The sequence below is a fragment of the Sporosarcina sp. So3-204 genome (genome assembly GCF_058068165.1).
This window is the reverse complement of sequence record NZ_CM176485.1, coordinates 2,568,821-2,582,879: the sequence shown is the minus strand read 5'-3', so window position 1 is coordinate 2,582,879 and position 14,059 is coordinate 2,568,821. Positions and strand designations below refer to the sequence as shown.

General features: G+C 34.1%; 15 protein-coding genes. All 15 read left to right on the top strand.

Annotated elements, in window-relative coordinates; genetic code table 11:
* Positions 1–86: 86 nt before the first annotated feature.
* The 15 genes from AC3RV6_RS12730 to AC3RV6_RS12660 all read left to right on the top strand — a co-directional run bounded on the left by AC3RV6_RS12730 (position 87) and on the right by AC3RV6_RS12660 (position 14,054).
* Complete coding sequence (locus AC3RV6_RS12730; protein WP_489746414.1) at positions 87–626, top strand: hydrolase; 540 nt, start codon at positions 87–89, stop codon at positions 624–626.
* Positions 627–840: 214 nt separating this feature from the next.
* A complete protein-coding gene (locus AC3RV6_RS12725) occupies positions 841–1,635 on the top strand; it encodes a basic amino acid ABC transporter substrate-binding protein (RefSeq protein ID WP_489746413.1) in 795 nt (264 codons plus the stop codon).
* Between the two features lie 56 nt (positions 1,636–1,691).
* Positions 1,692–2,396 (top strand): amino acid ABC transporter permease, encoded by a 705-nt coding sequence (locus AC3RV6_RS12720; RefSeq protein ID WP_489746412.1) that lies wholly within the window; start codon positions 1,692–1,694, stop codon positions 2,394–2,396.
* A 5-nt stretch (positions 2,397–2,401) separates the two neighbouring features.
* Positions 2,402–3,124 carry an amino acid ABC transporter ATP-binding protein gene (locus tag AC3RV6_RS12715; RefSeq protein ID WP_489746411.1) on the top strand — a complete coding sequence of 241 codons (723 nt, stop codon included), beginning with the start codon at positions 2,402–2,404 and terminating at the stop codon, positions 3,122–3,124.
* 650 nt (positions 3,125–3,774) lie between these two features.
* Positions 3,775–4,092, top strand: coding sequence for a thioredoxin family protein (locus AC3RV6_RS12710; RefSeq protein WP_489746410.1), 318 nt, complete (start codon positions 3,775–3,777; stop codon positions 4,090–4,092).
* A gap of 243 nt (positions 4,093–4,335) precedes the next feature.
* A complete protein-coding gene (locus tag AC3RV6_RS12705; RefSeq protein WP_489746409.1) occupies positions 4,336–6,240 on the top strand; it encodes a heavy metal translocating P-type ATPase in 1,905 nt (634 codons plus the stop codon).
* 71 nt (positions 6,241–6,311) lie between these two features.
* Entirely contained in the window at positions 6,312–6,452 is a 141-nt protein-coding gene (locus AC3RV6_RS12700; RefSeq protein WP_489746408.1) for a hypothetical protein, read from the top strand.
* 145 nt (positions 6,453–6,597) lie between these two features.
* On the top strand, positions 6,598–7,173 hold the full coding sequence (locus tag AC3RV6_RS12695) for a TetR/AcrR family transcriptional regulator (RefSeq protein ID WP_489746407.1): 576 nt from the start codon (positions 6,598–6,600) through the stop codon (positions 7,171–7,173).
* A 51-nt stretch (positions 7,174–7,224) separates the two neighbouring features.
* Positions 7,225–7,572 carry a DMT family transporter gene (locus AC3RV6_RS12690; RefSeq protein WP_489746406.1) on the top strand — a complete coding sequence of 116 codons (348 nt, stop codon included), beginning with the start codon at positions 7,225–7,227 and terminating at the stop codon, positions 7,570–7,572.
* A gap of 2 nt (positions 7,573–7,574) precedes the next feature.
* Positions 7,575–7,889, top strand: a complete 315-nt coding sequence (locus AC3RV6_RS12685; RefSeq protein ID WP_489746405.1) for a DMT family transporter — start codon at positions 7,575–7,577, stop codon at positions 7,887–7,889.
* A gap of 298 nt (positions 7,890–8,187) precedes the next feature.
* Positions 8,188–8,925 carry a hypothetical protein gene (locus tag AC3RV6_RS12680; protein ID WP_489746404.1) on the top strand — a complete coding sequence of 246 codons (738 nt, stop codon included), beginning with the start codon at positions 8,188–8,190 and terminating at the stop codon, positions 8,923–8,925.
* A gap of 103 nt (positions 8,926–9,028) precedes the next feature.
* Positions 9,029–11,074 carry a catalase gene (locus tag AC3RV6_RS12675; protein ID WP_489746403.1) on the top strand — a complete coding sequence of 682 codons (2,046 nt, stop codon included), beginning with the start codon at positions 9,029–9,031 and terminating at the stop codon, positions 11,072–11,074.
* Between the two features lie 104 nt (positions 11,075–11,178).
* Positions 11,179–11,649: a low molecular weight protein-tyrosine-phosphatase gene (locus AC3RV6_RS12670; protein WP_489746402.1), complete on the top strand. Its 471-nt coding sequence runs from the start codon at positions 11,179–11,181 to the stop codon at positions 11,647–11,649.
* A gap of 558 nt (positions 11,650–12,207) precedes the next feature.
* Positions 12,208–13,278 carry an ABC transporter substrate-binding protein gene (locus AC3RV6_RS12665; protein WP_489746401.1) on the top strand — a complete coding sequence of 357 codons (1,071 nt, stop codon included), beginning with the start codon at positions 12,208–12,210 and terminating at the stop codon, positions 13,276–13,278.
* A gap of 5 nt (positions 13,279–13,283) precedes the next feature.
* A complete protein-coding gene (locus AC3RV6_RS12660) occupies positions 13,284–14,054 on the top strand; it encodes an ABC transporter ATP-binding protein (RefSeq protein WP_489746400.1) in 771 nt (256 codons plus the stop codon).
* Positions 14,055–14,059: the final 5 nt, after the last annotated feature.

Genomic DNA, 14,059 nt, shown 5'->3' with positions numbered 1-14,059 from the left:
GTTGCAGTAATGATGAAGATAAGCTTATAGTACAGACTGATCAATGTTAAGTAAATCTATTATTAAGCAGGGGAGTTGTTTGGAAAATGTTTAAGGAAAACAATACAGTATTTGTGTTAGTAGATGTTCAAGGTAAATTGGCTAAATTGATGCATGAGAGTAGCGAACTAATTACTAATTTGGAAAAATTAATCCAAGGCCTTCGTATATTAGATATTCCGATTTTGTGGGTTGAGCAGTATCCAAAAGGATTAGGACCAACCGTTGAAGAATTAACACAACATTTATCAGGACTTGAACCGATAGAAAAGATGTCTTTTAGTGCATGTAAGGATGAAGTATTCTTCAAAGCTTTAAAGGAAACAAATCGTCAGCAAGTTTTGGTCGCTGGAATAGAATCACATATTTGTGTCTATCAAACATCTTTAGATCTAAAGCAGCTTGGCTATGAAGTGTCAGTAGTTGCAGATGCAGTATCGTCACGTACACTACAAAACAAAGAAATAGGCCTAGAGGCAATGAAGACTAATGGTATTTCATGGACAAGTGTTGAAATGGCATTATTCGAACTTATTGAAGTAGCCGGTAGTGAGCAATTCAAAAAGATCAGCAAGTTAATTCAATAAAATAATTTTGAAAGCGATTACAATACTTTTGTTATTATTGCTGTAAGTTAGAATAAATACTTTTATTTGATTGATACGCAAATTTAAGCATTGTCTATTTAGCGAAGTACCTATTGATTAGTATTTTATATTCATATACAATTGGGATAGTTCTAATTATTGAAAATATTGATTAGGTATTTAGTAATTTTTGTCGAAAAAAGGGGGATTAAAATTGAAAAAGAAAATGCGAGTTTTATTATTAGGGGTACTTTTACTTAGTGTGAGTATTATTTTAATTGGGTGTGGCACGGATGAAAAAGAAGAAGTTACAGGCGACAAAGAGGATGGTAAAATAACCAAGCTTGTCGTAGCTACTGATGCTACTTATGCGCCAATGGAATATATGGATAGTAGTGGTAAAATAGTTGGAATAGATATTGAAATTGTTGATGCAATTGCAGAAGCATTAGGAATTGAAGTCGAATATAAAAACTACGGATGGGAACCATTATTTCCAGCTGTAAATAATGGTGAAGTAGATTTTGCGGTATCATCGATTACAATTACTGAGGAAAGAAAAAAGGAGTTTGATTTTACTAACCCTTACTTTATTGCAAATCAATTGATACTTGTTCCAGAAGATTCAACTGTTGAAAAATTTGAAGATCTAAAAGACAAAAGGGTATCTGCTCAAATTAATACAACAGGTCATATCGTAACAAAGGAATTATTAGGCGATACAAGTTCGAAAATAGTTGCAGCTGGAACAATGCCAATTGCGATTTTAGAAATGATAAATGGTAATGCAGATGCATCTGTTGGAGATAACGCAGTTATTATAGATTATCAAAAAAATAATCCAAAGGTAAAACTTAAAACAATAGAAGACAGTAGTTTTGAAAAAGAATATTATGGGCTTATGGTTAAGAAAGGAAACACAGAAGTATCCGATTTATTGAATGAAGGAATTAAAATCATTAAAGAGAATGGGAAGTTGAAGGAAATCACAGGTTTTGATGTAGAATAATTTAACATGAAAATGTAGATTGTTATACATGAAATCTCGACTTGGGAGTGGTAACAATGGATTTCCTAGATATGCGTTTTGATATGGTATGGGATTACAGAGAACTATTTATTCGTGGAATTGGCGTTACTCTGGCACTAACACTAGTTGGTTATTTAGGTGGTTTTGTTTTAGGGTTTTTCTTAGGAATCGGGAAACTATCTAAAAGAAAGTGGATTTACTACCCGTCTAAGTTATATGTGGATTTCTTCCGTGGAACGCCATTGTTAGTACAAATTTTATTAATTCATACAGCGCTTATTCCATCAATATTTGGACATTCTTTAGGTTATTTTGTTTCTGGATCACTTGCGCTAATACTAAATAGTGCTGCATATAATGCTGAAATTATTCGTGCAGGAATCCAATCGATTGAAAAAGGACAAATGGAGGCAGCGAGATCATTAGGTATGCCAAGTGGAGCAGCGATGAGAAGCGTTATTATTCCACAAGCTATTCGTCGTATGATCCCGCCTTTAGGTAATGAATTAATTGCACTTCTGAAAGATTCGTCTTTAATAATGGTTATTGCTGGTAGTGATATTTTGTATGCGGGTAAAGTAGTCGCCGGAGCTAGCTTTAGGTTTTGGGAACCATATCTTACGGTAGCAATTTTATATTTAATCCTGACATTTATTTTTGGGAAAATTATTACGTATGCAGAAAACCGATTTAGTAATAGTTACGTCCCGTCACCAAGAAAGACAAAGTTTGGAAGGTGAAGTATATGATTAAAATACAGGGTTTGTATAAATCTTTCGGAGATTTACAAGTTTTAAAGGGAATTGATTATCAAGTAAAAGAAAAAGAAGTGATTTGTGTAATTGGACCAAGTGGATCAGGTAAAAGTACTTTTTTACGCTGTATAAACTTGCTTGAAGAAATTACAAAAGGAGATATCTTTATTGATGGTGTAAAGGTCAATGATCCCAAAACTGATATAAATGAAATTAGAAAAGAAGTCGGGATGGTCTTTCAACAATTCAATTTGTTTCCTCATATGCGCGTCTTAGAAAACATTACGCTTGCGCCTAGAAAAATCAGGAAAATGGATCCTAAAGAAGCTGATGAACTGGCTCACCAATTGCTTGCGAAAGTCGGACTTGCAGATAAAGCCAATTCGTATCCAGAACAGTTATCTGGCGGTCAAATGCAGCGCGTAGCAATTGCGAGAGCTTTGGCCATGAAACCTAAAATCATGTTGTTTGATGAACCTACTTCGGCACTAGATCCAGAAATGGTAAATGAGGTTCTAGATGTTATGAAACAACTTGCTAACGAAGGCATGACTATGGTAGTTGTAACACATGAAATGGGCTTCGCAAGGGAAATGGGCGACCGCGTAATATTTCTTGATCAAGGTATACTTATTGAAGAGGGAACCCCGGACCAAGTATTTAATCAACCGAAGAATCAAAGAACAAAAGCATTCTTAAGTAAAGTTTTATAAACAAATTGGAAATATGTATATTAATATAATAAAAGCCGCTCTATTGGAATTGATATTCTTATAGAGTCGGTTTTTTATATTTTTGTTGTGAAAATTAATTGCTTTGTTACTAAAACGTTTTTACAATATAATTCAATATTTCCCTGGGAATGTTTTGATAAGTTATTAAATTTAGTGATTTATTCTTGCTATGTCTGTGTGCTTATCTTTTCTTAATTTAGCACTAACGAATAGGATGTACTATTTTGGGCAATGTCGTAGGGTTTTAGAAGGAATTTTTCAGAAAGAAAGAAAAATTCTAGACGCAATTTAGGCAAGGCGTGTTTGATTAAAAATAAGGTTTATCATAGTTTGAAAAAGGGAATATTATAGTTTAATAATAATAAAAAAGTAAAAATTAAATGGAGGAAGAAAAATGAATAAAACGGATAGTAGAAGAGATAATCCTGATATTAAAGAATGGACTGCACTTGCAGTATCAATTATTATTATTGGCATAGTAATCGTATGGGGACTAATCGGAAAATAGTATATAATTTAATCTAAATAGAGCTAAAAGAGACGTTGCAAGAGTTTTTAGTCATTTAGTTATTTAGATATGATACAATTATGTCATAACTATAGAAAAAGTATTGAAAGAAGGTTTTTAAGTGGAAAAATTAAAAAATATGGAGCAATTTGAAAAATTGAAAAATGAAGAAAGAACAATTTTTATGTTTTCAGCTGATTGGTGCCCTGATTGCGTTGTATTAGAACCAGTCATGCCAAGACTTGAAGTAGATTATCCGGAATATAACTTTATTAGTGTTGATCGGGATGAGTTTATTGATTTATGTGGAGAACTTAGTATTATGGGTATACCAAGCTTTATTGCGTTTCATGATGGTAAAGAAGCTGGTCGTTTTGTTAGTAAAGATAGAAAAACGGCAGGTGAGATTGAGGGATTCATAAATAGTCTTTCAAGTTAAAACTTAATGTATTTTAATTTAGAACTGCAAATCCTCTTCACCGTGGATTTGCAGTTTTTTCTCAACTTTAATTATAAATATGGGTAAAAGTAACTGTTAAAAATAAAATAAAAACACTCTAAGTGATAATGATTATCAAATTATAATCAATATCATTTACATTTTATTTTACATACTATACACTTGATTAACAAACTAGAGAAAACTATTTTCTACTATCTCAAAATGATTAGGGGGGTACTAATGACAACTATAACAGAGGAGAAAAACAATAGATTAAGAACCTTATTGATTAACGGTGAACTCATAGCTGCTATTTTATCAGGTATATTGATTTTGATTGCATGGTACACAGGATTTAGTGGAGGAAGCTCTGCATCAGTCACTTTGTATCTACTAGCCTTTGCAATTGGAGGATTTGCGAAAGCTAAAGAAGGAATTGAAGAGACGATAAAAAACAAAGAGCTTAATGTAGAGATGTTGATGGTTTTAGCCGCAGTTGGTTCAGCATTAATCGGATATTGGGCAGAAGGTGCTGTTTTAATATTTATCTTCGCACTCAGTGGTGCACTAGAAACATACACATTGAATAAAAGTCATAAAGAAATATCTTCTTTAATTTCACTTCAACCAGAAGATGCGTGGCTTATTGATGAAAATAATCAAGCGACAAAAGTGTCTATCAATTCTTTAATCATTGGTTCTCTTGTCCTTGTAAAGCCTGGAGAGAGTATTCCTGTTGATGGTGTAATTATAGAGGGAACTAGTTCGATTGATGAGGCAGCTATAAGTGGTGAATCACTACCAGTTACAAAAGGTATTGGCTCAGACATATTCGCAGGAACTGTGAATATGAGTGGTTCAATTTCAGTTCGCATGACAAAACCAAATTCAGAAACATTATTTCAAAAAATAATAAATCTAGTTACGTCTGCTCAAAGCGAAAGATCACCATCGCAACAATTTATAGAACGATTTGAAGGCACTTATGTTAAATTCGTCCTAATTACAGTAATTATTATGATGTTTCTTCCGCATTTCGTATTTGGTTGGGATTGGACAACGACAATTTATCGGGCAATGGTTTTACTTGTAGTAGCATCGCCTTGTGCGTTAGTGGCATCTATCATGCCTGCAACACTTGCAGCAATCTCAAATGGTGCTAGGAGAGGTGTTTTATTTAAAGGTGGGCTACATTTAGAACATTTAGGATCACTAAAAGCGATAGCTTTGGATAAGACAGGTACCCTGACGACAGGGAAACCTATTGTGACGGACTTTATAGTCAAAGAAGGACTAAATTCATTACAAGCATTAGAGATGCTGGCACGAATCGAGTCGCAATCAAATCATCCACTCGCTATTGCAATTACAGCTTATGCACGACAGCAAGGTATTGAAAGGTTGTCTCGAATTGATATTGAGGATGTCCCTGGTTGGGGAATTAAAGCAAATGATGGAGAAAAAGAGTATATTGTCGGAAAGCCAGCATTTGTCGGTTTTGATGAAGCTGAAAGTTTTGCAGGTGGAGTAGCGACAAGCTTGGCTGAGAATGGGAAAACAGTCATTTTTATGCGTGATGAAGATGGTATTGTTGCCCTCGCTGCACTTAAAGACACTGTACGACCTGAAGCTATAGAGGCAATTAATGCCCTTAAAGCAGTGGGGATTCGAACAATTATGCTAACCGGGGATAATGAAAAAACCGCATCTGTCATTGCGAAGGAAACTGGTGTCGATTCTTTTATTTCTGAGTGTTTACCAGAAGATAAAGTAAATCATTTAAAACGTCTAAAAGAAAAATATGAATTTGTAGGTATGGTTGGTGATGGTATTAACGATGCACCAGCTCTGGCAACTGCTACGACTGGAATTGCAATGGGCGATGGTACTGGTGTAGCTCTAGAGACAGCAGATGTTGTGCTAATGGGTAATGATCTTAAGCAAATAAGTTATGCAATTAAACTATCGAGAAAAATGAATCGCATCGTTAAACAGAATGTCTTTTTCTCTATTACAGTTATAACTATATTAATCATTGCTAATTTCATACAAGTAGTGGATCTGCCAATTGGTGTTATTGGTCATGAGGGAAGTACAATACTCGTTATCTTAAATGGTTTAAGAATGCTAAATAAGAATGTTTGAATAAAAGCCATGAATTTGTCGAATAAAATGGATTGTTCAGAACAAACTACCTCTATTGGAGGTGATTAATCATGACTAATCAAAACAAAAAGAAACCTATAAAGAATCATGAAACGCCCGGATACGGATATGATAAAAGTCTTGAAGATTTGAAGGTTATTGGTAAGAATAGGGAAACATCTAAAAATAATGAACAAGAAAGTAAAAATTAAATACACAGGTATTATATAGAAGGCAAAGCCAATATTTTTATTGGTTTTGCTTTTATAATTGTTTTATTAATAATGCATATTGACAAAATTAGCTTCCTATAATAAAATGAATGATAGTCAGTCAGCAGGTTAGGGGGACAAGTTAATGAATAAGAGAGAAAAAATTGTGAGTGCAGCAGTTAAAGTATTTAGGGAAAAAGGAATCGATAAAACAAAGATTTCTGATATCGTTAAAATAGCGGGTATTGCACAAGGGACTTTTTATTTATATTTCCCATCTAAACTATCACTTATGCCTGCTATTGCAGAAGTAATGGTTGAAATTACAATGACGACTATGAAAGAAACAGTTCAAGAAGGCGCGTCATTTGATACGAAATTGGAACAAATTGTAGAAGCAATCTTCCTAGTTGGAAGGGATTATAATGAGTTACAAGCACTTATATACGCAGGAATAGCTTCAACAGAACATTTAAAAGAATGGGAAATGGTCTATGAACCATTGTATAAGTGGTTAGCAGAGCTTTTGCAAGAAGCGAAATCAGCTGGGGTTATTAGGCAGTCAATAAACGTTGATCATACGACCAAAATTACTATTGGTTTAATTGAATCGGCAGCTGAACAAATATATTTATATGATACGCAAAAAGAGGAGCAGGCAACTATTCAAAAATCTGAGGTCACTCAGTTTTTAAAACATGCTTTAGGTGTTGCTGAATAAATCTTTTTGCTACATAATGAATGACAGTCAGTCACAAAAGGGAGAATAGTTATGAATAAAGGATGGTTGTACGTAGGATTAACAAGCTTTTTTGAGTTTTTTTGGATTTATGGTTTTAATGTTGTAAGTTCATGGTGGCATTGGATATTAATTGGTGGATTTATTCTTATAGATTTTTACTATTTAACTAAAGCTTGTGAAAAACTACCTACAGGCACGGTTTATGCAGTATTTGCGGGAATTGGAGCAGCGGGAACAGCGTTTATGGATTATTTCTTATTTAATGGAAGTTTAGGATTTGGAAAGTTATTTTTTATCGTATTATTGTTAATTGGGGTTATTACTTTAAATATCGCCGATAAACTAGATGAAGAAAAAGCACTGAAAGGAATTGTGTAATTATGGGTTGGATTTTACTTTTAATAGCTTCTGCTAGTGAAATTTTCGGTGTGATTGGCCTTAAAAAGTTTAGTCAAAAGAAGACATGGAATAGTGGCCTTTTATATGCTGTAGGATTTAGCGCTTCATTCATATTATTTTATATGTCTCTTAAATATTTACAAATAAGTGTTGCCTATGCGGTATGGATTGGATTCGGGACGGCTGGTGCTGTACTCATTAACATGGTTTTTTTCGGTGAATCAAGGAGTAAAGGGCGCATCGCTAGTGTGGGCTTGATCATTGTAGCTGTCATAGGATTAAAAGTACTTTCTTAACATTAAAATTACATTCGATATATGTTGAAATAAAGATCCTCACTTTGCAAGACAGTCGTTGAAACGGCTAGTTTTCCACACACAGAAGAATACAAATCATTCGTCACTGGGCCAAGCGTTCAAGAGACAGTGGCCTTTCTCTCTCAATCTTGGCACTGCTGTGCCCACTGGATACTCGCCTAATTCAATGAACTTAAAAGTATGCTTATTTTAATATTGTATTTAATTATTCAACTTATATAGTGCCCATTTTTTTAAAATGAACATAAGATAATCCTACAAGGGAGGAATACCCAAAGTGGAATTATTTATTAATGAAATAGATAATAAAGGTCTTTATAAAAATAATAAAGAGCTTAGTAGCTCAAATCAAAACCTGTCTAAAATTGATCCTATTACAGAGTATGTAAAGGAACAAAAGGTGGCATACAATTCACTTTATGATTATTTTAAAGTTTTAGAGAGTCAGATGAGTAAACAAAGTACAGCTCAGTCCGATCGCTGGGATGAAATTAAGGATGAGTTAAATAAACTTAAAGAAAATGATGGATTTAATCAGCAGATTATTGAACAGCTTAATAAATTAGAAGAAAAAAATAGCGCTTTACATGTGAGTATTGAAAATACCCACTTAATACAAGCAGGTTTTTCAGATAAACTCGGATCTATTGGGAAAGTGAATAATGATTTAACAAATCGAGTTGAATCATTTAAAACGTTGAATGTTGAAATAGTGAATGTGATGAATGAACAGTTTAAAATACAAAAAGAAGTGACTGGAAAAATAATTAAACAAGAAGAAAACCAAAAAGATATAATTAATCGATTAGAAAACAATGAAGCATTAACCGAAAAGATTACAAGGCAATTAGAAAATCTACGGTCTATCCTATTTGAAAGATCATATTTTCTTGCTGGTAAAATTGAAGATGGCTATCTATCCACGTCTTCATATTTTAATAGATTGATAAAGAGATCTACTCACTCTAATTTACAAGAAGTAGATAAAAAAAATTCAACGAGTGAAAAAGTATAAAAGAAAAACGCTTTTGAGTAGCTGGGCATATAGTATAGCGGACGGATGTTTAAGAATCTAGTTGAATTTATTAATTTTAAATTGTAATCCGGAAGGGGATTAAATGAGAGAATCATCAAATATAAATAAAAAAGATGAGCAGTTAAAGCAATATCGAGTGAATAATTTGGGGACTAAAATGACAACAAATCAATCATTAAAGGTTTCAAATGACGAATTTTCATTGAAGGCGGGGGGACGTGGTCCGACTCTATTAGAAGATTTTCATTTAAGAGAAAAAATAACACATTTTGACCATGAACGGATTCCGGAAAGGGTTGTCCACGCAAGAGGATATGCTGCACATGGGGAATTTGAATTGTATAAATCGATGAAAGAGTTTACTAGTGCGAAGTTTTTACAAGAAGTAGGTAAGAAAACACCGGTTTTTGTAAGGTTTTCTAATGTTGCAGGAAGTAAAGGTTCTTCAGATACGGTAAGGGATGTAAGAGGATTTGCCACTAAGTTTTATACAGAGGAAGGGAATTATGACCTCGTCGGAAACAATATTCCTGTTTTCTTTATTCAAGATGCAATTAAGTTTCCAGACCTAATTCATGCTGTGAAGCCTGAACCACATAATGAGATGCCACAAGCAGCATCTGCACATGATACATTTTGGGATTTTATTGCGAACAATCAGGAATCAGCACATATGGTTATGTGGCAAATGTCAGACAGGTCAATTCCTCAGAATTTGCGGATGATGGAAGGATTTGGTGTCCATACATTCCGTTTAGTCAATGCAGAAGGCAAAGGACATTTTGTGAAATTCCACTGGAAACCATTATTAGGCGTTCATTCGCTTGTTTGGGATGAAGCACAGAAAATTTCGGGGAAAGATCCAGATTACCAACGTCGAGATTTATGGGATTCGATTAATCATGGAAATTTTGCTGAATATGAATTTGGTATACAGATGATTGATGAAAAAGATGAATTTATGTTTGATTTTGATATTTTGGACGCTACTAAGCTGTGGCCAGAGGAACAAGTACCAGTCCAGATTATTGGAAAGATGACGCTTAATAAAAATGTGGATAATGTATTTGCAGAAGCTGAGCAAGTGGCATTTCATCCAGGAAATGTAGTTCCGGGTATTGATTTTACAAATGATCCTTTGCTACAGGGGAGATTATTTTCTTATTTAGACACACAGCTCCTTAGACTAGGTGGACCTAACTTTGCAGAAATTCCTATTAATAGAGCTATTTGTCCGTTTCATAATAACCAACGCGATGGTTTTAGTCGTCAACGCATTGATGTCGGTCAAGTGAGCTATCACAAAAATTCGCTTGCGAATAATACACCTGCTACATCTACAAGAGAAGAAGGAGGATATGTGCATTATGCCGAAAAAGTTGATGGACGCGTAATACAGGCTCAAAGTGATTCCTTTAAAGATCACTTCTCTCAGGCGAGACTATTTTGGAATAGTATGACACCCCCAGAAAAACAGCATATTATAGATGCTTTTTCATTTGAACTAGGGAAAGTGAATAGTAAAAGTGTAAGACAACAAGTTGTAGATATGTTTGTGAATGTCGATAAAAATATGGCGACAATTATTGCAGATGAGATTGGCGTTAAAAGACCAACTGGACAGCAATCTACCGTAGAAGCTACATCTCCAGCACTTAGTCAAGAAAATACGTTCTACTATCCTTATACTTTAAAAGTAGGTGTGTTAATTGGCGAAGGGTTTGATGGTACCGAAGTAAAAGCGGCTGTTAAAGCGTTTAAAAAAGCGGGTATTACTGTCGATTTTGTAGGTGAAAAGATTGGATTTGTTCGGGGGGCTAACAATCTAAAAGTTCAAGTAAATGAAACATTCCTTACGATGGATCCTGTTCTTTACAATTCACTGTACGTTGTAGGTGGAAGTGCAAAAAATGCTGCAAAATTTCAAAGTGACATCGTATATTATATTAATGAAGCATTTATGCATTATAAGCCAATTGGAATAGCTACTACTGGAATACCTTTTTTTGAGGTTTCAAATGGTAAAGTTGGACCAGGTATAATATTTGCGAATCAGAAAACAGATTTTAACAAAGAATTTATTAATGCAATTTCGAAACAACGTTTTTGGAATCGACAAATATATTAAGCGACATCAGTTGTCATCTAAATTCGGTGGCAGCTTTTTTTATTCCATTTCAAATATGCTATGATTAATGCAGATAAACAATTAAAAAGGAGTGAATTGAAGAGATGATAAAAGTAAACTTTGTTTGTTTAGGAAATATTTGCCGTTCACCAATGGCGGAAGCTGTAATGAGAAAACTTGTTTTAGATGAAGGACTCGAAAGTCAGATAGAAGTGGATTCTTCTGGGACAAGCGATTGGCATATTGGAAAAGTTCCACATGAAGGAACAGTAGCTATTTTACAGCAGAATAATATTACTACAAATGGTATGTTTGGGCGACAATATCACATCAATGACCTGGAAAGCTTTGATTATATAGTAGCTATGGATGCAAGCAATACAGAAAATATATTGGAAATTAACAAAGGTAAATCGTCACCCAAGATATTACGCCTATTAGATTTAGTTGAAACAAGTGACATAAAAGATGTTCCGGATCCTTACTTTACTGGTGATTTTGATCAAACGTATGATTTAGTTACACAAGGATGTCAGGCATTGTTAACTTTAATCAAAAAGGAGAAATTGAATTAAAGAGTGGTAGAGATTACTTTTAAGTAGTCTCTAGCGCTTTTTTTAAAAACGCAAAGAACTATTATTTGATTAATTCATCTAAATTGTAGTTGGATACTTGACTAGAAAAGGAAATGTGACTTTGTATTAATTGTTATTTTAGGCTTAATGCTCTTAACGAACTGTGCGGGCATTAGTCGATTGTGATATTGATTTGCTTGGTAATTATGCTGATCTGCCCATGAAGTTTTTATTGTCCGAAGAGTAATGATACAGGAGGACAGGGGAGTCGCGTCATACCAAGTAAAGTGGTTGAACTGTCCTCGGGTTTCACGCTTAATTTCCCAATTGTAAAATTAACTTACTTGCATAATTATAAAAGTAATTTGGTTATTATACATTTCTTGAAATATTGCATAGAGTTGTACTACAATTTGTGCTACTCTAATAAAACGTGAGAAACTTTTCTAGGATTAGAGATACATAGTTTAATTTCAAAACTTGTTAATGAAAATGGTTTATTTTTACTATCATCAAAACTACTAGAGAGCTCATAAAACTATCATCGGGGGCAAAAAAATGGGTAAAAAAATGGTTTTCGCATTACTTTCAGTATTTCTATTAACATTTGTACTAGCTGGTTGTGGAAGTAAAGAATCGAAAGAGGAAGAAAAGACTGAAGTTAAAAAAGACTCGGGGCAAGTTGCTGAAAAACTAGCTGTTGAAATTGGGATGTTGAAATTGACAAGCTCTGCACCACTTTTTATCGCATTAGAGAAAGGTTTCTTTGAGGAAGAGGGACTTGATGCAAAGGCAAAATGGTTTGAAGCTGCACAACCAATTTCTGTTGCAACTGTAGGTGGAGACGTTCAAGTTGGGGCTACAGGAATTACAGCAAGTTTATACAATATGGTTGCTGGAGGAGAGAAGTTAGTTATTGTCGCAGATAAAGGTAGAGAACAAGAAGGATATTCTTCTACTGCTTTATTAGTGCCTAGTGATTCAAAGATTGCAACTATAGAAGATCTAAAAGGTAAGAAAATCGGAATTACACAAACTGGTTCTACATATCATTATATGGCTGGAAGATTATTGGAGGAACATGGGTTAACGACTAATGATGTCGAATTAGTTCCTTTAAATAGTATTCCTGGTTTGATGGAAACATTGGAAAGTAAACAAGTTGAAGCAGTTTTATTAAATGAACCTAATATTTCAAGAGTATTAGATGAAGGTTATGGTAAAGTTATCGCTCAAGTTGGCGAAGAAATTGATTACCAAATCTCAGGAATCTTCTTTTCACAAGCATTTGCCAAAAATGAAGAAGCTGCTACAAAGTTTCTTAAAGCTTATGTGAAGGCTACTCGTTATTATTTTGATGCTGTACTGACTAAAGAAAACGGCGAAGTAGTACCAGGAGAAAATTTTGATGAAGTAATTAGTATTATTGCAAAATATACTGACCAAGATCCAGATATCATTAAACAAGGCCTTCCTTATATAGACAGAGACGGAAAACTACTAGGTTCAGATATTCAAACGCAAATTGACTGGTATGTAAAGGAGAAATTAGTAGACAGCGCTGTTGATTCTTCAGAGATTGTCAATACAGAATTACTTGATAATGCGTTAACAGAAATAGGGAAGTGATGTAATTGAAAATTGTTATAGATGATGTAAGTAAGAAGTTTGTCGACTCAAAAAAAGGCGAAGTATTAGCGTTAGAAAATATAAATTTTTCTATTGAAGAAAAAGAATTTGTTGTGTTGGTGGGACCAAGTGGATGCGGCAAGTCTACACTCCTCAATATTGTCGGTGGTTTACTATCGCCATCTAGCGGTTCCGTATACTTTGAGGGAGAGCTAAATAGGACACCGAATTTAGCAATTGTTTTTCAAGAAATCGCTTTATTTCCATGGCGAACAGTTTATGAAAATGTTATCTATGGTTTGGAAGAAAAAAAACTTAGTAAACAACAACAAAAAGAAATAGGCAATTTTTATATCGATATGGTTGGTCTAAGTGGATTTAAAGATGCGTATCCAAAACAATTATCTGGTGGTATGAAACAAAGAGTTGGGATTGCTCGTGCACTTGCAGTTGAGCCTGATTTATTATTAATGGATGAACCTTTTTCTGCTTTAGATGCACAAACAAGAACATTAATGCAAGAAGAACTTTTGACCATCTGGAATCGAACAAAATTAAGTACGCTTTATGTGACCCATAATATTCAAGAGGCTGTTTATTTGGCAGATCGTGTTATCGTCTTGTCTAGACATCCTGGAAAAATAAAAAGTATTATTAAAATTGATTTGCCAAAAATGGGTAGAAACGAAGAACAGCACAGAATAAGATTTGAACAGTATGCAGATGAAATCTGGCAACTGATTCGGCAAGATGCTGAGGAAGCGTTAAAGGAGTGAGGAAA